Origin of the sequence: Faecalimonas sp., assembly GCA_029264305.1 — a bacterium.
Classification (GTDB): Bacteria; Bacillota; Clostridia; order Lachnospirales; family Lachnospiraceae; genus Faecalimonas.
Genome location: JARICA010000017.1, coordinates 1 through 16,985 on the forward strand (window position 1 = coordinate 1; position 16,985 = coordinate 16,985).

General features: G+C 33.2%; 18 protein-coding genes. 4 read left to right on the forward strand and 14 right to left on the reverse strand.

Annotation, left to right across the window (positions count from 1 at the left end; translation table 11 throughout):
- Nucleotides 1–10: 10 nt before the first annotated feature.
- From ACY2U7_RS04520 to ACY2U7_RS04560, 9 genes are all read right to left on the reverse strand, one after another.
- Nucleotides 11–277 (reverse strand): hypothetical protein, encoded by a 267-nt coding sequence (locus ACY2U7_RS04520; RefSeq protein ID WP_461815957.1) that lies wholly within the window; start codon nucleotides 275–277, stop codon nucleotides 11–13.
- Between the two features lie 395 nt (nucleotides 278–672).
- Entirely contained in the window at nucleotides 673–1,683 is a 1,011-nt protein-coding gene (locus ACY2U7_RS04525; protein WP_461810735.1) for a GGGtGRT protein, read from the reverse strand.
- A gap of 19 nt (nucleotides 1,684–1,702) precedes the next feature.
- Nucleotides 1,703–2,395, reverse strand: a complete 693-nt coding sequence (locus tag ACY2U7_RS04530; RefSeq protein ID WP_459639830.1) for an iron-sulfur cluster assembly scaffold protein — start codon at nucleotides 2,393–2,395, stop codon at nucleotides 1,703–1,705.
- A 189-nt stretch (nucleotides 2,396–2,584) separates the two neighbouring features.
- Nucleotides 2,585–3,064, reverse strand: a complete 480-nt coding sequence (locus ACY2U7_RS04535; RefSeq protein ID WP_461811786.1) for a CinA family protein — start codon at nucleotides 3,062–3,064, stop codon at nucleotides 2,585–2,587.
- A 1-nt stretch (nucleotide 3,065) separates the two neighbouring features.
- Entirely contained in the window at nucleotides 3,066–3,611 is a 546-nt protein-coding gene (pgsA, locus tag ACY2U7_RS04540; protein ID WP_461811787.1) for a CDP-diacylglycerol--glycerol-3-phosphate 3-phosphatidyltransferase, read from the reverse strand.
- Entirely contained in the window at nucleotides 3,611–4,933 is a 1,323-nt protein-coding gene (rimO, locus tag ACY2U7_RS04545; RefSeq protein ID WP_461811788.1) for a 30S ribosomal protein S12 methylthiotransferase RimO, read from the reverse strand. Before rimO ends, pgsA begins: the two co-directional genes overlap by 1 nt.
- 59 nt (nucleotides 4,934–4,992) lie before the next feature.
- Nucleotides 4,993–5,235 (reverse strand): DNA-directed RNA polymerase subunit omega, encoded by a 243-nt coding sequence (gene rpoZ / locus ACY2U7_RS04550; RefSeq protein ID WP_459639834.1) that lies wholly within the window; start codon nucleotides 5,233–5,235, stop codon nucleotides 4,993–4,995.
- 4 nt (nucleotides 5,236–5,239) lie between these two features.
- On the reverse strand, nucleotides 5,240–5,872 hold the full coding sequence (gene gmk / locus ACY2U7_RS04555; RefSeq protein WP_461815958.1) for a guanylate kinase: 633 nt from the start codon (nucleotides 5,870–5,872) through the stop codon (nucleotides 5,240–5,242).
- A 12-nt stretch (nucleotides 5,873–5,884) separates the two neighbouring features.
- The gene (locus ACY2U7_RS04560; RefSeq protein ID WP_461811790.1) at nucleotides 5,885–6,763 is read right to left on the reverse strand and encodes a YicC/YloC family endoribonuclease; all 879 of its coding nucleotides are present in this window, start codon (nucleotides 6,761–6,763) and stop codon (nucleotides 5,885–5,887) included.
- A gap of 146 nt (nucleotides 6,764–6,909) precedes the next feature.
- Here ACY2U7_RS04560 and ACY2U7_RS04565 point away from each other — a divergent pair, with 146 nt between their 5' ends.
- Complete coding sequence (locus ACY2U7_RS04565) at nucleotides 6,910–8,643, forward strand: Rqc2 family fibronectin-binding protein (RefSeq protein WP_461811791.1); 1,734 nt, start codon at nucleotides 6,910–6,912, stop codon at nucleotides 8,641–8,643.
- A gap of 19 nt (nucleotides 8,644–8,662) precedes the next feature.
- Here the strand turns inward: ACY2U7_RS04565 and ACY2U7_RS04570 are convergent, their stop codons facing one another.
- The 5 genes from ACY2U7_RS04570 to pheA all read right to left on the reverse strand — a co-directional run bounded on the left by ACY2U7_RS04570 (nucleotide 8,663) and on the right by pheA (nucleotide 14,809).
- A complete protein-coding gene (locus tag ACY2U7_RS04570) occupies nucleotides 8,663–10,147 on the reverse strand; it encodes a DUF6612 family protein (RefSeq protein ID WP_461811792.1) in 1,485 nt (494 codons plus the stop codon).
- Nucleotides 10,148–10,165: 18 nt separating this feature from the next.
- On the reverse strand, nucleotides 10,166–12,535 hold the full coding sequence (locus ACY2U7_RS04575; RefSeq protein ID WP_461811793.1) for a transglutaminase domain-containing protein: 2,370 nt from the start codon (nucleotides 12,533–12,535) through the stop codon (nucleotides 10,166–10,168).
- Nucleotides 12,536–12,577: 42 nt separating this feature from the next.
- Nucleotides 12,578–13,105, reverse strand: a complete 528-nt coding sequence (locus tag ACY2U7_RS04580; protein WP_461815959.1) for a DUF4367 domain-containing protein — start codon at nucleotides 13,103–13,105, stop codon at nucleotides 12,578–12,580.
- Nucleotides 13,089–13,598, reverse strand: coding sequence for an RNA polymerase sigma factor (locus ACY2U7_RS04585; RefSeq protein ID WP_461811795.1), 510 nt, complete (start codon nucleotides 13,596–13,598; stop codon nucleotides 13,089–13,091). Before ACY2U7_RS04585 ends, ACY2U7_RS04580 begins: the two co-directional genes overlap by 17 nt.
- A gap of 80 nt (nucleotides 13,599–13,678) precedes the next feature.
- The gene (gene pheA / locus ACY2U7_RS04590) at nucleotides 13,679–14,809 is read right to left on the reverse strand and encodes a prephenate dehydratase (RefSeq protein ID WP_461811796.1); all 1,131 of its coding nucleotides are present in this window, start codon (nucleotides 14,807–14,809) and stop codon (nucleotides 13,679–13,681) included.
- Nucleotides 14,810–15,025: 216 nt separating this feature from the next.
- On the opposite strand from pheA, the gene ACY2U7_RS04595 reads away from it, so the two are divergent.
- The 3 genes from ACY2U7_RS04595 to ACY2U7_RS04605 are packed head-to-tail and all read left to right on the forward strand — an operon-like array spanning nucleotide 15,026 to nucleotide 16,955.
- On the forward strand, nucleotides 15,026–15,562 hold the full coding sequence (locus ACY2U7_RS04595) for a nitroreductase family protein (RefSeq protein ID WP_461811797.1): 537 nt from the start codon (nucleotides 15,026–15,028) through the stop codon (nucleotides 15,560–15,562).
- A gap of 9 nt (nucleotides 15,563–15,571) precedes the next feature.
- Entirely contained in the window at nucleotides 15,572–16,492 is a 921-nt protein-coding gene (gene pyrB, locus ACY2U7_RS04600; RefSeq protein WP_461811798.1) for an aspartate carbamoyltransferase, read from the forward strand.
- Between the two features lie 22 nt (nucleotides 16,493–16,514).
- Nucleotides 16,515–16,955, forward strand: a complete 441-nt coding sequence (locus ACY2U7_RS04605; RefSeq protein ID WP_461811799.1) for an aspartate carbamoyltransferase regulatory subunit — start codon at nucleotides 16,515–16,517, stop codon at nucleotides 16,953–16,955.
- Nucleotides 16,956–16,985 lie beyond the last annotated feature (30 nt).

Consider the following 16,985-nt stretch of genomic DNA (forward strand, 5'->3'; position numbering starts at 1 on the left):
CGGGTGGTATCTACACAATGGCTTTCGTAGCCTTGTCATACTCAATTTTTAATTTTCTTTTGAACTCTTCAATTTCCTCTTGTGTCATACCAGGTTCTGCTGAAGCACAAATATATGGGACTTCATCTGCAAGCACGTCAGTTGCATTTGGTTGCTCCTTGTACATTTCATCGTAATCATCTACAAGTGCATCTTCCAAAACAATAGAAAACTCATATATATCCTCTGGTGTATTCTCTAAAAATTCTTTAATATAATTCATTATCTTTTTAAACATCTTTCCACTCCTCTCTTTTCTTCTTGCTTCATACTACCGAAACTATATCTCCTTTAATATAATTAGGTATTCTCTCTTTTTCAAATGCGTCCCAAAACCATCGAGATAGATGCGTTCTATTTCTTCAGATAGTTCTATTTTCTCACAAAAATTTCTCCCTACCTATTGGAAGTGAATAGTTACTTAATGATAAAGGGCATACTCATGTCGAATAAAAATCACAGACCACATGATCCTAGAAAACTTTTTTACAATGACTAAGAAAGGATATAGAAAAGATTAAATAAGGGGAATGAACACTATATTCACTCCCCTTTGGATTAACTAATCATATACTTTTTATAAGATTTTGTCTCTTTTAATTACTAGTAAGAATACCTTATTTACGCAATTTCTTAGAATTTTCCGTTATCTGCTGCTTCCTGAATAGAAACTGCAACAGCAACTGTCATACCAACCATTGGGTTGTTACCAGCACCAATAAGTCCCATCATTTCTACGTGAGCAGGAACTGATGAAGAACCAGCAAACTGAGCATCAGAATGCATACGTCCCATAGTATCTGTCATACCATATGAAGCTGGACCAGCAGCCATGTTATCTGGGTGAAGTGTACGTCCTGTACCACCACCAGATGCTACTGAGAAATATTTTTTACCCTGTTCAATACATTCTTTTTTGTATGTACCTGCTACTGGATGTTGGAAACGAGTTGGGTTTGTTGAGTTACCTGTAATAGATACATCAACACCTTCTTTATGCATGATTGCAACACCTTCAGTTACATCGTTTGCACCATAGCAGTTTACTTTAGAACGAAGTCCATCAGAGTATGATTTTCTGAATACTTCTTTAACTTCTCCTGTGTAGTAATCCATTTCTGTTTCAACAAATGTAAATCCGTTGATTCTTGAAATGATCTGTGCAGCGTCTTTTCCAAGACCGTTTAAGATAACACGTAATGGTTTTTTACGAACTTTGTTTGCTTTTTCAGCAATACCAATTGCACCTTCAGCAGCAGCGAATGATTCATGACCTGCTAAGAATGCGAAACAATCTGTTTCTTCTTCAAGTAACATTTTTCCTAAGTTACCATGTCCTAAACCTACTTTACGCTGATCAGCAACTGATCCAGGAATACAGAAAGCCTGAAGTCCTTCTCCGATTGCAGCAGCAGCGTCAGCAGCTTTTCTACAGTCTTTTTTAATTGCAATTGCAGCACCTACGATGTAAGCCCAGCAAGCATTTTCAAAACAAATTGGCTGGATTCCTTTAATTTGGTCATAAACATTAAGTCCAGCGTCTTTTGTGATTTTTTCTGCTTCTTCAATAGAAGCAATACCATAACTATTTAATACGCTATTGATTTTGTCAATACGTCTTTCATATGATTCAAATAATGCCATTTTTTACGTCCTCCTTCTCTTACTCTGCTCTTGGATCAATAATCTTAACAGCATCAGCAACACGACCATACTGTCCTTTTGCTTTTTCCCATGCTGTATTAGGGTCATCGCCTTTTTTAATAAAGTCTGTTAATTTTCCAAGACTTACGAATTGATATCCGATGATTTCATCATTTTCATCTAAAGCGATACCTGTTACATAACCTTCAGCCATTTCAAGATAACGAGGTCCTTTTGCTAATGTTCCATACATTGTACCAACCTGAGAACGAAGTCCTTTTCCTAAATCTTCAAGACCTGCTCCTACTGGAAGTCCATCTTCAGAGAATGCACTCTGTGTACGTCCGTAAACAATCTGTAAGAATAACTCTCTCATTGCTGTATTGATAGCATCACAAACTAAGTCTGTGTTTAATGCTTCTAAGATTGTTTTTCCTGGAAGAATTTCAGAAGCCATAGCTGCTGAATGAGTCATTCCTGAACATCCGATAGTTTCTACTAATGCTTCTTGAATGATACCATCTTTTACGTTTAATGTTAACTTACAGGCTCCCTGCTGAGGTGCACACCAGCCAACACCGTGTGTTAAACCTGAAATATCTTTTACTTCTTTTGCTTTTACCCATTTTGCTTCTTCTGGGATTGGAGCTGGTCCGTGATTAACGCCTTGAGCAACTGGACACATTGTTTGTACTTCATGTGAATAAATCATGATAAAACTCCTTTCAACTGTGTATGATTTTTTCTTTAACAGTGTTTGTTATATCTTTAACACCATATATAATCTCATTTTCTCACAAATTTAACTTTTCGTCTATATCTTTTTCCTTTTTTTTTATAATTCGACAATCTACGCTATAGTTCCTCTATTTTTGCCAAATCATTGTTAAATATGACTATATTATTTTCTCTTTTCACAATAATTTTCCAAGAAAAGTTCTAATGCTTCCTCAACTGTCTTAGCACGATTCTCTTCTCTGCTTCCTTTTAAATGCAATTCCTTACTATAAACGTTCCCTAAAATATAACAAGATACATAAATCAAACCTACAGGCTTATCTTTTGTTCCTCCTGTAGGTCCAGCTATTCCTGTTGTACTAAGAGCCACATCCGCATTCGCAATTTTAGCAGCACCAACAGCCATCTCTTCAGCTGTTTGAACACTAACAGCCCCATATTCTTCAAGCGTCTCATGCGAAACATTTAAAATCTTTTCTTTTGCCATATTTGAATATGTGATATGACCTTCTTCGTATACGGAAGAAGCCCCTGAAACATTTAAAATTCTTCCAGCCAAAAGACCTCCTGTACACGATTCTGCTGTTGTAATTTTCCAATTTTTCTCAACTAGTTTTTCAACAACCTGTTCTTCTACTTCCATTTTACATACCACCTTGTGTCAAAACCTGTTTGTTCTTAACAATATAATCTGCAAGAGAAATAATTGTTAATGCAAGTGAAACATAAATTAAAATTGTCTCTACAGTGGCAAAAACACCACCCAAATCAATAATTAAAAATATGACCATAAGCATTTGGAATGTGGTCTTAAATTTCCCCCAATAACTTGCTGCAATAACAATCCCATTATCAGATGCAACTAAACGAAAACCACTAATAATAAATTCTCGGCTGATAATAATAATAACAACCCATGCTGGAAGTTTTCCCATTTCAATAAGGCAAATCATTGCTGAACAAACAAGCAATTTGTCTGCCAATGGATCCATAAATTTTCCGAAATTTGTAACAAGATTATATTTTCTGGCAATTTTCCCATCCAATAAATCTGTTAAACTTGCTACGATAAAAATACTTACCGCAATCCATTTGCTTGCATCACCAGCGATTCCTGTATTTAACATAAATACAACAAACGGAATAATCATTATCACTCTTAGCACTGTCAACTTATTTGGTAAATTCATTATATAATCTCTCCTATCAAATCATATTCTAATGCACCTGTCACTTTTACTTTCGCAAAATCTCCTGACATTAATTCTTCGTCTGTGTTAACAAAAATCAAGCCATCCACATTTGGTGCATCCTTATATGTTCTTCCCACATAAGCATTTTCATCTGCTACTTTTCCTTCAATTAGGACAAGTACTTCTTTTCCTATCATATCTTCTGCCAAATCAAAAGCTATATCTTGTTGTAACTCCATCAACTCAGCTTGCCTATCTTCTTTTACTTCTTCATCAATCTGATTGTCCATAAGCGCAGCAGCTGTATCTTCTTCTGGGGAATATGTGAATACTCCTAACCGATCAAATTCCATCTCATCTACAAATTCCATTAATTCTTCATGTTGTTCTTTTGTTTCCCCAGGGAATCCAGTAATTAATGTTGTACGTAGCGTAATATCAGGAATTTCCTCACGAAGTTTTCCTATAATTTCTTTCAACTGTGTTTTTGATGTACGTCTCCCCATACGTTTTAATATTGCGTCACTTGCATGTTGAATCGGCAAATCCAAATAATGGCAGATTTTCTTTTCTTCTTTGATTACTTGAATCAATTCATCTGTAATTTCTTCTGGATAGCAATACAAAATACGAATCCACTGTATGCCTGAAATTTTACATAATTCTCTTAACAATTTATGCAAACTTTTCTCTCCATAAAGATCTTTTCCGTAAAGAGTTGTTTCCTGTGCAACTAAAATTAATTCTTTCACACCCTGTTCAGCTAACTCTTCCGCTTCCCTAATTAATCTTTCCATTGGAACACTTCTGAAATTTCCTCTTATTTTGGGAATGATACAGTATGTGCAATGTTTATCACAACCTTCTGCTATCTTCAAATACGCAAAATGTCCTCCTGTCGTAACAAGTCGCTTTGCATCTACAAAAGGAAGTGAATTGATATCTGTCATTTCTATATGATGACGTCCTTCCAAAGCTTCATCAATCGCTTCTAATATTTTATCATAAGAAGTTGTCCCGAGAACGGCGTCTACTTCTGGAATTTCTTCAATAATTTCTTCTTTATACCGTTGAGCAAGACACCCTGTTACAACAAGAACTTTCAAACGTCCTTTCTTTTTTAACTCTGCCATTTCCAAAATATTTTGAATACTTTCCTCTTTGGCATCATGAATAAAGCAACAAGTATTAATCACAATAATATCCGCCTCATTCTCATCATCAACCATTTGATGTCCCTTAGATGCCAATAATCCAAGCATCACCTCTGTATCTACCAAATTTTTATCGCACCCTAGTGAAATAAATAATATATTCATTCGTTTTCTCCTTTATACCTAACAGGGCAGATACCTTATGGCATCTGCCCTCTGCTTTTTTATTGTTCTGAATCTTCTGCAACAATTTTAATTTTTGCATTGTTCAATTCATCAATAGCAATAGATAACGGTTTTTCGCCATCCTTTGTAGGAACTAAAGGTGTATCGCCATCAATAATTTGTCTTGCTCTTTTAGAAGTGGCAAGTACAATAGAATAACGGCTATTTACAATCTTTGTTGCACCTTCCTCTACATCTTGGTTTACTACTTTCATCAAATCTGTATATGATGGGTGTAACATAATCTTATTCTCCTTTCGCTTCTCCTCTTAATTCTTCTTCTATTTGATTCATCAAATCTTCATTGCGAAATACTCTATTGTGTTCGCTCTGTATAATATTATGCGTTTCTTCCACGCAAATATCCAAATGATCATTTATGACAATATAATCATATGCACTCATTCCCTCAGCTTCTTCTGCAGCACGTTCCATACGTGATTCAATCACTTCCATCGTTTCAGTACCACGACCAATTAAGCGGCTTTTCAATTCTTTCGCATTCGGTGGTGTAATAAAAAGAAGTAATGTTTCAGGATACTTTTCTTTCACCTTTAACGCTCCTTGAATTTCAATCTCCAAAATAACGTCTTTCCCCGCTTCCAACTGTTTTTCTACATAAGAACGTGGAGTACCATAATAATTGCCTACATATCTAGCATACTCTATTAACTCATCTTTCGCAATCATTTTTTCAAACTCTTCTGTAGTTTTAAAAAAATATTCTCTTCCATCCTGCTCTCCTTCACGTGGTTTTCTTGTTGTAGCAGAAATGGATAGTGCATAATTATCATATCTATTTAAAAGTTCTTTCATGACTGTTCCCTTTCCAGCTCCCGAAAAACCAGATACAACAATTAAAATTCCTTTTCTTTTCATCTCATTCATCCTTTACTCAATATTTTGAATCTGTTCTCTTACTTTTTCTATACTTGTTTTCAAATCAATAGCATAGTTAGAGACTTCTAAATCATTTGCCTTAGACAAAATAGTATTTGCTTCTCGGTTCATTTCTTGTGCGATAAAGTCAAGTTTTCTTCCAATCCCTTCTGCCTCTTCTAAAGTATCTTTCATATGGGAGATATGACTTTTTAATCTAACAGTTTCTTCATCTGTACAAATTTTATCTGCAAAAATCACTACCTCAGATGCAATTCTAGATTCTTCTATCTGTGTATCTGCTAACAACTCTTGCACCTTTATCTCCAACTTCTCTCGATACTCAGAAACAATCGCAGGAGAACGTTCTTCTATTTTATCCACAAGAACAAGCATATCATTTAATTTTGAAACAATATCTTTCTTTAATGCTTCACCTTCTGTGATTCTTGTCGAAACAAACTGTGAAAATGCTCCTTCTAGTGCTTTTTCAAGTACATTCCATATCTCCTCTTCATCCATCACCTGTTCTTCCATTGTAAATATCTCTGGATAACGTGAAAGTGTAGATACACAAATATCATTTTTTAGAGAGAATTTTTCTTCCATTTTCTTAAAATACTTCAAATATTCTTCTGCTAAATTTTCATTATATTTTAATGAAACTTGATTTTCCGAAAAATCTTCATATGTAATGAAAATATCAACTTTCCCTCTCTGTGCGTACTTCTTTAACAGATTACGAATAGATGCTTCAAAAAAATTCAACTTTTTCGGCATACGAATATTCACTTCCAAATATCTGTGATTTACTCCTTTTAATTCTACCGTAAACTTACGCTCTGCTTCAGAAATTTCACATCTTCCGAAACCTGTCATGCTTTTTATCATGCTATTACCCTCTTATCATTTATTCTATTGCAATACTGCCTTACATTATAATCTATTTGGAAAGTATCGTCAATTCATTTACTGATGAATCAAGTCATGTTATACTAAATTGATAAATGTTAATGCAAGCAGAAAGGATTAAATTTATGGCTTTTGATGGAATTACTATTTCAACTATTGTACAAGAATTAAACACTTCATTAAAAGATGGAAGAATCAATAAAATCGCACAACCTGAAGCAGATGAATTACTTTTAACAATAAAAACACCTAGGGGACAAAAAAGACTTTATCTTTCAGCAAGTGCATCACTTCCTCTTATTTATTTAACTGATATAAATAAACCGAGTCCGATGACAGCACCTAATTTTTGTATGCTTTTAAGAAAACATATAAATAATGGTCGGATTACTAATATTTATCAGCCTAAATTAGAACGTATCATCTGTTTTGATATTGAACACTTAGATGAGCTTGGTGATTTATGTAAAAAACAATTAATTGTAGAAATTATGGGAAAACACAGCAATATTATTTTTTGCAATGATAAAGGAATCATTATTGACAGTATTAAACATGTTCCTGCACAAATGAGTTCTGTGCGCGAAGTCCTTCCAGGACGTCCCTACTTTATCCCAGACACTATGGAACGACATAACCCTCTTACTGTAACTGAAGAAGAATTTCGCACTTTATTAACTAGCAAACCTATGCCTCTTGGAAAAGCGATTTACACTTCCTTTACAGGAATCAGTCCCGTTGTCGCAGAAGAACTTTGTCATATATCAGGAATTCCTTCCGAGATAACTCCTCGAGATTTATCAGATGATATGTTTCTTCACTTTTTTAATCAGTTTTCTCTATACTTTGATGCCGTAAGAGAGGGAAACTTTCATCCAATTATTTATTACAAAGGACAAGAACCTATTGAATTTTCTTGCATCCCCCTTTCTCATTATACTCAATATAACGAGGAAACTTTTTCATCTGTTTCTCAACTGTTAGAAACATATTACTCTACCAAAAACACAATTACCCGTATTCGTCAAAAATCTTCCGATTTACGCCGTGTTGTGCAAACTGCACTTGAGAGAAACCGAAAAAAATACGCTTTACAAACAAGGCAACTTCATGACACTGAAAATCGTGAAAAGTACAAGATATATGGCGAACTTCTCCATACTTATGGATACAATATAGAAAAAGGTGCAAAACAATTAGAAGCACTAAATTACTATACAAATGAAATGATTCTTATCCCATTGGATAGCACAAAAACTCCAATGGAAAATGCAAAAAAATATTTTGATAAATACAATAAACAAAAACGTACTTTTGAAGCGTTAAATGAACTTATTAAAGAAACAAAAGACGATATTACTTATTTAGAATCAGTAAGCAATGCTCTTGATATTGCTTTAAGCGAAGATGATCTTTTACAAATAAAAGAAGAATTAATTGAATCTGGATATGTAAAACGCAAGTTTACAAAAAAGAAAGTAAAAATCACAAATAAACCACTACACTATCTTTCTAGCGATGGATTTCATATCTATGTTGGAAAAAATAATATGCAAAACGAGGAGCTTACTTTTCATTTTGCAGTTGGAAACGACTGGTGGTTTCATGCAAAAGGAGTTCCTGGTTCTCATGTTATCGTAAAAACAAATGGTGAAGAATTACCTGATCGCACTTTTGAAGAAGCAGGACGGCTTGCTGCATATTATTCAAAAAATCGTGGAAATGAAAAAGTGGAAATTGACTATATAGAAAAAAAACATGTTAAAAAGCCAGCAAAAGCAAAACCAGGATTTGTTATTTATCATACAAATTATTCTTTAATTATCGACTCCGATATATCAAAAATGGAGCAGGTTTAAAACCTGCTCCTTTTATTATTTAGTGTGCTGCCAAGTATCCTTTAATCATTGTTTCTACGCTTGTTTCTTGTCCTTCCTCAGTTGAAGTTGATTCAAAAATATAATTTTTAAATCCTTTTACCATTGAAAAGCATCCGCGCATTTTATAAGTATTTCCTGGGTAATATTTTACATCATCATTTCTTACTTTCATTCTTGTGACAGATCCCATACCGATGTAAGTATGTGTTCCATCTGTACTTGGAATTCCTCCTCCAGTAATGTTTTTTGCAGTGAAATTAAGATCAGGTTCTATCATTCCATAGTCTGGTGCAGGGAAGTCCTTTGGAACCATTACTTCGTAATCAAATACACAAAGTTCCACATCTGCTGGTAATTTCAATTGATTTACATCAATCTTTCTTGAAGAGAATTGGTTGTTTTGTTGAATTGCTTGATTTACATAATTCGCATCTTCACTCATCGTTGTTACTTTATTGATTCTTACATAAACTGTATGATATTTTCTATCTTCTGTAGCATATCTTGTTGTTTTTACCCATTTATTCAATGGCGCTGGTGATGTATTTGTTGTTTGTTTTAAATCAATTGCATCCGATACACTCGCATTAGAGGTTTCACTTCCACTGTTATTTTGTGTATCATTATTTTCTTTACTGTTGGATTTGAAATCATCATCATCAAAATCTAATCCGCCACCAAATCCTTCTGTTTCTTTTAAAACATCTTTTGGTACTTTAATGTTTTTCACTTTGTTGAATTCATTATAAATAACTTCTAATTTTAATTTTTCAATTTTCACTCCTGAAGTTTCTTTTGTTTTACTAAACATCTCTTTCATGTCTAATATAATTTTTGCTGGAAGAAGTTCATCTTTATAAATACTTAGTGTACAAGGTACTTTCACTTCTTCATCATCTGAAATATATGTTTCTAAATCTACTTTTTTTGACATATCACCGCTTAATACATATTTCATGATTTCAGAACTAACTTCACCTTTTAATTCGAAACACTCTTTATCATTTATTTTTACAAGATTTTCACTTAATTTAAACTTTTCAAATGATTTCTCGAATTCACCAAATAAATCTGTTGATACTTTTGTTTTTTTATCTTCATCAACTTTTGTTTTTTTCCATTTTCCTTCTTGATTCATATAATTAAAATAATCATCATCTTCTTTTACTACGTAACTTTCAACCTCATTAGAAACACTCTGTCCCATGACTTTCATGCTAATTTCTCCCTCAGAGTGACTTTCTCCAGTTTTTATAATGGTTTCCGCATCCATTTTCAATTTTACATCTGCTTTTTCACCCTTTTGAGATAATTTCATGTCCATAAGCATATTAGCTTCTGTAGATTTTACATCTTTCAATTTTTTATTCATATCCGTCAATAAAGATTCCGGTGTTGCCTTTTTGCCACAACCAGCTATCAATGCCATTGCCATCATCGACGCAATTCCTACAGTTACTAATTTTTTCATTCTTCTTTTCATAACCTCGTCCTCCTTAGACTATTTTGTAATATAAATAACTCCCAACCAATAAGTACCCTGCAATTTGTTATTTCCAAGTCCAGTTACAACTTGACCTGCAATTTGTTTGAATTCTTCTTCTGTAAGATCATATTCTGTTCGAAGTGTAGCATTTCCATTTGTTCCCACTTCTTTTACAAGAGAATTTGCAATTGCATTTTTTTCAAAATATTTATTATTGATGTGGTAGTATTCTTTTGTATCTTCTTTTGCAACATAATCAGCTATCGCTGAATTAACTAAATATCTATCGTCTTCTACAAGAACTCTGTCCGCTTCCGCATTTGGCAAATTCAATAATGCATTTGTTAAAATTTCATTATCATTATTGGTTGTATCTACTATTTGCCATTGCCCATCTACTTTTACCTTATTCCATGCATGTGGTAAATTTCCTTCCAAATATCCCGTTACTACAATACACTCTAATCCAGCTTCTTGTGCTAGAAGTTTGTATGCTCCTGCATAACTTGCGCACACACCACTTTTATTAATTAAGACTCCATATGGTGTAAATGAATCGTTAAATTCTTTATCGACTTTCTTAAAATTATTTTTTTCTGCATTTTTTAGTGCCTTATTATCATATTTTGCAATCTTGCAAAGATAATTATTTAAAGCAATCTCTTTTTCTAAGTCTGTCATATCATCTTTAACAACTTCTTTTACTACTCTTTTTACCTCTTTTACAATTTCTTCTTGTTTCTTTCGCATTTCTTCTGGGGAATCATCATATTTTACAAGAAGATAATCGCCAGAAATCGCCGCACTTCGTACTCCTAGGGCAAGTGGATTTTGATATGTAGCTTCCTGCCATGCATCTAACAATTGAGATTGATCTTTTGCTTCTTTAAAGTCAGAAAGATTAATCCTTGTATTTCCAGCAACCATGTTTTTTCCAATATATTCACTTAATGCTGAAGTGGCAGTAATCTCATAATCCGTTGCATAAACATTTTCTTCTGTCTTTTCTTCTTTTTCTTCTTCTATCTCAAATTTGGCATCTGCACGTCCGCCTTTTGTTCGAAGAGAATTCTGTCTTTCCTGTAAATCTTTTAAATCTGCTTTTATTGTTTCTTTATTGTATTTTTCTACAACAGCTACATCTTTAAATGATGTTCCTTCGATTTGATATGGAATTTTAACAATATCCACTTGCACGCTTTTCAAATCCGACATGTCCGGTTTTTCATATTCTCCCCATGTCTCTGTTTTCTCTTTCGCATTTGCAATATCATATGTAATCAACTTCTGTACAAGTCGTCCGTCACACATTGTCACCCATGCATAAGATGGAAGTTCTGTAAAGCTTTTTGCATATCTTGATCCTTCTTCTTCACGAGATTTCTTTGCTTCTACATTACTTGCTATCATTTTGGATAATTGATGTTTGCTAAAAGAATCACTAATTGCAGAAGTTCCTTCTTCATTCACTGCTACAACACAATATTTTTGCTCTTTCAAATCATAATCCGTTACAACTGGTCCTGTTCCTGGTCCATATTTATCTACAACCCACTTTTCATTTCTTGATACTTCTGCTACAGTAAAAGTATTAAACATATAATTATTTTCTGGTGACCATGATGTTTTATTTGTTATTCCTCTTGTCATACCTACAATATCATAACCCTTTTTTTCATCATAATCATATTGAACTACATAGTAAGCTTTCGCTCCTTTTACTTTATCCCAATAAAATTCAGGTTTTCCGCTTTCATTAACTCTAAATTTAACTTCTGGTGCTTTCTTTATCTCATGCTTAATAGTAAATGGTGTAACAATAGGTTTTTCTAACTTTTCTCCATTTTCAGGATTTACATAAAGTGCCATATAATACTGAGGTAAATTTCCCCAATCCTCAAATTCGTCTTTATTAAAGAGAATATTAGAAACTTTATCATATCCAAAAATCAAATCTTCTTGTTGTTCCAATTGTTTTGAAGTTACACTTACCTGTGCTGTAGACCAACGTGGGGGCTTTATTTTCAATATTTTCGTTCCTTCATCCCATTCAAAATGTGTTCCAACTCTCTGTGTCAATTCTGAATCTTGATAAACAGCTACCAACTCCGTATAATTTTTAAATTGCCCATTCTTAATATCAAATTTAAACTGAACTGGAATCTTTTCATTTCTTTTGACATTCTCTATCGTATCTTTATAGATATATTTCTGAGAATCTGCATACTTTTCTTTAATTTTTGTTGATAACTGTTTTGATGTTGTCATTTCTGTTTTAGTCTTTTTTTCATTTCCGGTAGTTTTCTTTTCCGTCTGACAGCCTGTTAACAACAATGAAAAGGTTAATATCGTACAACATATGCTCATCACTTTTCTTCTCTTCATAAGCACTTCCTCCTTGCTTTATAATAATAATACCTTCTTCATCTAAAAAAGGTTACATGATTTTTTTAAAAATAAAAAAAATTTTTTTTCGCTTATATTTTCACCAGATATGCAAAAATACTGTTCTTTCGCTTTATAGACTGCATAATACTTATTTTTTTCTTTTTCTTTACAAATATAAATCTTTTTCCCATGTATCTTGCTTGGCTTTACTTTCAAAATTTCTTTCAAAATCTCATCTTTTTCATCCAATTCTTGCAATTCAATTTTCTGTTTCTTTTCATTATTGCTATCTTGTATCGTCCCTAGCGAAATTCCCGTATTCCATTCAGACATTTCACGAAAAGAAACCACCTGTACATGTATACTATTTCTTACTCTCCCTATATAAATATATCCACCCAACACTGTTATACAAGCACAAGCGGCTACAGCTATGGTAAACCACACTGGCTTTTTTCTTTTTTTCTTCGTCGTTTGTTTTTCCTGCTGCATTTCCCGTCTTGTTTTTGTAATCAAATCTTTCGGGGCATGAATGTTATCTATCTCGTGTCTATACTGTTCTTGCATATTCAACGCCTCCTTTCAAATGCTTTCTAAGCATCTCTCTTGCTCTTGATAACCTTGTCTTAACTGCTGTCTCAGACTGTTCTAAAAGTGTGCTAATTTCTTTTATTGAATATTCCTCATAATAAAATAAGTGAATAACCGTTCGATAGTTTTCTGGCAATTTTTGTACAGCTTCCATCACACTCTCATCTTTTTCCTCCATCTCATAGGAATCTTCCATATCATATTCAAATGCCGCACGATGTTTATTCCATGCACTATCAAACTGCTTCTTGCAACAATTTACGGTCACTCTAATTAACCATGCTTTCAAATGTTCTTCCGTAGAAATCTTCTCCGAATTTTTAACAAATCTCAAAAAAACTTCTTGAAATACATCTTCTGCATCAGTCTTATTTTTCATATGAATAACGGCAAGTCTGTACACCATATCCGCATATTTTTCTAGTACCTGCTCTGCACAGAGATTTACCTCTACATTCTGTCCTCCCATAGAAGCCTCCTTATTCACATCTTTTCTTTTGTATTAACAATATTATACCCTTTTTCAATATTATGAACAATATTTTATTATTAGTAATTTCCTAAAATTCTCAAATTTCTCGTTTCATCACGTAATCCTCGAATTGCATTTTTTACAGATGAATCTGCCATATTTCCTTCAAAATCCACAAAAAAACGATATTCCCAGTTCCTATCCTCTATTGGTCTTGATTCTATTTTTGTCATATTTAAATCATTATAAATAAAATGTGATAAAAGATGATATAAAGAACCACTCTCATGTGGAATTTCAAAGCAAATACTTATCTTTTTCGCTCCTTTTAAAAATACTTTTTGATTGGTTACAACAATAAATCTAGTAGAGTTGTTTTCACTAGTATTAATAGCTTGGGCTAAAACTTCTAGCCCATATAAGTTCGCTGCATATTCACTACATATTGCTGCTTCTGTATGTTTCCCTGCTTTTAATACTTCTTTGGCTGCTATGGCCGTATTTTCAACACTAATCTGTTGCCAATTTCTATGTGCAGACAAAAACTTCTCACTTTGCATTAACCCTTGTGGATGCGAATAAACTCGTTCAATATCAGAAAATACTGTTCCTGGTATTCCTGCAAGCGTATGCTGAATAGGAATCACAACTTCACCCACTATATAATTTTCAAATTCTACAAGTAAATCATATACTTGACTAACTGCACCAGCAGAAGAATTTTCTATTGGAAGGACTGCAAAATCTGCTGAACCTTCCTCAATCGCCTCCATCGCATCACGAAATGTATCTACATGAAAACCATTTTTATTCTCTCCAAAATATTTTTGAAGAGCCTGTTGGCTATATGCTCCTTCTGTTCCTTGAAAAACAAGTCTAGCATTTTCACTTTTCAATTGATCCAGTTGAATAAAGGACGTTTTTCCATATACTCCATGTTCACCTAATACTTGATACTGTAACTTTCTACTCACCGACATAATCTGTTCAAACAATTCACGAACACCTTTTCTATTTTTTTCATTTACTGTTTTTTTATTTAAAGCAGAAAGTTTTTCTTCTTCTCTTTTTCTGTCATATACTTTCTTTCCTGTTTTCACTTTATCTTTTCCTACTTGTTCACAAAGTTCCATTCTTTGTTCATATAAAGATAAAATTTGGTCATCGATACAATCTAATTTTTCTCGGATTTGTTCTAATTCCATCACACACACCTCTTTTTTCCATTTTCGTTTGGACTATTATAATATACATTCTGTTTAAAATCCATCTTTTATCAAATACGTTCCACTTTCTCCCCTTCAATAAATAAAGATAACAAAACCTATTTAAAACTTTTTCGGAATTCCTTTCTTGAATTAGTTGAAAATATTTTTATTTTATTATATGATATATAAAACTTTTCACATAGGAGGAAAACTATCATGAACACTGTTGAGTGTATCAAGACACGAAGAAGCATTCGTAAATACAAACCAGATAAAATAGATCATACTTTATTAGAATCTATTATTTCTACCGCTTCTTATTCTCCCTCTTGGAAGAATACACAAATTACACGCTATATAGCAATTGAAGACACATCTATTCTCAACAAAATTGTTAACGATTTCACCCCAGAATATAATGCAAATATTATTCAACAACTACCAATGTTAATTGCAGTGACAATGGTAACGGGCCGTTGCGGTTTTGAACGAGATGGATCATTTTCAACAAAAAAAGAAGATCGTTGGCAAATGTTTGATGTCGGCGTTTCCTGTCAATCTCTTTGTCTAGCTGCTCATGAAGCTGGATTAGGTACTGTCATCATGGGAATTTTTGATGAAGATGGTATATCACAATTGCTTAACATACCAGAAGGACAGGAATTAGTTGCTTTAATTGGCATTGGCTATCCAAATATAGACCCTATTGTTCCAAAGAAAAAAAGCGTAGAAGATTTACTAACATACAAATAGGAGGATTATATGAAACATTTATTAAACCCATTAGATTTATCTGTGGAAGAAATCGACGAAATTTTAGATCTTGCAAATGATATTGAGGCTAACCCTGAAAAATATGCCCATGCTTGCGATGGAAAAAAACTTGCCACACTATTTTATGAGCCAAGTACTAGAACACGATTAAGTCATGAAGCGGCTATGATGAACTTAGGTGGTAATGTACTCGGATTTTCTTCTGCTGATTCTAGTTCTGCTACAAAAGGAGAAAGTGTATCTGATACTATACGTATGATTTCTTGTTATGCAGATATTTGCGCTATGCGCCATCCAAAAGAAGGTGCGCCTATGGTAGCTAGCCAATATTCTTCTATCCCTATTATTAATGCCGGTGATGGTGGACATCAACATCCTACACAAACATTAACTGATTTACTTACTATTCGTTCTGAAAAAGGGCGTTTACATGATATTACTATTGGTCTTTGTGGAGATTTAAAATTTGGTCGTACTGTTCACTCGTTAATACACGCTCTTGTACGATATGAAAATGTTAAATTTGTACTGATTTCTCCTGAAGAACTCAGACTCCCAAGCTATATTCGCAAAGATGTTTTAGACAAACACAATATCCCATATGAAGAAGTTGTTCGTCTTGAAGATGCCATGGGTGAATTAGATTTACTTTACATGACACGTGTACAAAAGGAACGTTTCTTTAATGAAGAAGATTATGTACGCATGAAAGATTTCTATATTTTAGATGCTGCAAAAATGGAATTGGCAAAAGAAGATATGCTTGTTCTTCACCCACTTCCTAGAGTAAATGAAATTTCCGTAGAAGTTGACAGAGATCCTCGTGCTATTTATTTCAAACAAGCCCAATACGGTGTATATGTTCGTATGGCATTAATTTTAACATTATTGGAAATTAAAGTTTCTTAGCAAAAATATAAGGAGAACAATTATGACAAAAAATACACTTAATGTAAGTTCTATTCAAGAAGGTTTTGTTCTTGACCATATCCAAGCTGGAAAAAGTATGGATATCTATCGTTACTTAAAATTAGACAAATTAGATTGTTGTGTCGCTATTATTAAAAATGCTAAAAGTAATAAAATGGGTAAAAAAGATATCATGAAAATTGAATGCCCAATTGATATTATTGATTTAGATATTTTAAGCTTTATTGACCATAACATTACAATTAATATTATTCAAGATGACAGAGTGGTTGAAAAAAAACGTTTGGAACTTCCAAAAGAAATCACAAATGTAATTAAGTGCAAAAACCCACGTTGCATCACTTCCATCGAACAAGAACTTGATCATGTTTTTATTCTAACAGATGAAGAAACACAAGAATACCGTTGTAAATATTGTGAAGAAAAATATCATAGAAAATAATATAAAAATAGAAGTGATAAAGCGGAAAAC

What these genes read in the sequence shown, in the direction of transcription:
- ACY2U7_RS04520 (WP_461815957.1), bottom strand. Translation starts at nt 277, where the DNA reads ATGTTTAAAAAGATAATGAATTATATTAAAGAATTTTTAGAGAATACA.
- ACY2U7_RS04530 (WP_459639830.1), bottom strand. Translation starts at nt 2,395, where the DNA reads ATGATTTATTCACATGAAGTACAAACAATGTGTCCAGTTGCTCAAGGC.
- ACY2U7_RS04570 (WP_461811792.1), bottom strand. Translation starts at nt 10,147, where the DNA reads ATGAAAAGAAGAATGAAAAAATTAGTAACTGTAGGAATTGCGTCGATG.
- rimO (WP_461811788.1), bottom strand. Translation starts at nt 4,933, where the DNA reads ATGAATATATTATTTATTTCACTAGGGTGCGATAAAAATTTGGTAGAT.
- ACY2U7_RS04595 (WP_461811797.1), top strand. Translation starts at nt 15,026, where the DNA reads ATGAACACTGTTGAGTGTATCAAGACACGAAGAAGCATTCGTAAATAC.
- ACY2U7_RS04605 (WP_461811799.1), top strand. Translation starts at nt 16,515, where the DNA reads ATGACAAAAAATACACTTAATGTAAGTTCTATTCAAGAAGGTTTTGTT.
- rpoZ (WP_459639834.1), bottom strand. Translation starts at nt 5,235, where the DNA reads ATGTTACACCCATCATATACAGATTTGATGAAAGTAGTAAACCAAGAT.
- ACY2U7_RS04585 (WP_461811795.1), bottom strand. Translation starts at nt 13,598, where the DNA reads ATGGGAGGACAGAATGTAGAGGTAAATCTCTGTGCAGAGCAGGTACTA.
- gmk (WP_461815958.1), bottom strand. Translation starts at nt 5,872, where the DNA reads ATGAAAAGAAAAGGAATTTTAATTGTTGTATCTGGTTTTTCGGGAGCT.
- pyrB (WP_461811798.1), top strand. Translation starts at nt 15,572, where the DNA reads ATGAAACATTTATTAAACCCATTAGATTTATCTGTGGAAGAAATCGAC.
- ACY2U7_RS04575 (WP_461811793.1), bottom strand. Translation starts at nt 12,535, where the DNA reads ATGAAGAGAAGAAAAGTGATGAGCATATGTTGTACGATATTAACCTTT.
- ACY2U7_RS04535 (WP_461811786.1), bottom strand. Translation starts at nt 3,064, where the DNA reads ATGGAAGTAGAAGAACAGGTTGTTGAAAAACTAGTTGAGAAAAATTGG.
- ACY2U7_RS04525 (WP_461810735.1), bottom strand. Translation starts at nt 1,683, where the DNA reads ATGGCATTATTTGAATCATATGAAAGACGTATTGACAAAATCAATAGC.
- pgsA (WP_461811787.1), bottom strand. Translation starts at nt 3,611, where the DNA reads ATGAATTTACCAAATAAGTTGACAGTGCTAAGAGTGATAATGATTATT.
- ACY2U7_RS04580 (WP_461815959.1), bottom strand. Translation starts at nt 13,105, where the DNA reads ATGCAAGAACAGTATAGACACGAGATAGATAACATTCATGCCCCGAAA.
- ACY2U7_RS04560 (WP_461811790.1), bottom strand. Translation starts at nt 6,763, where the DNA reads ATGATAAAAAGCATGACAGGTTTCGGAAGATGTGAAATTTCTGAAGCA.
- ACY2U7_RS04565 (WP_461811791.1), top strand. Translation starts at nt 6,910, where the DNA reads ATGGCTTTTGATGGAATTACTATTTCAACTATTGTACAAGAATTAAAC.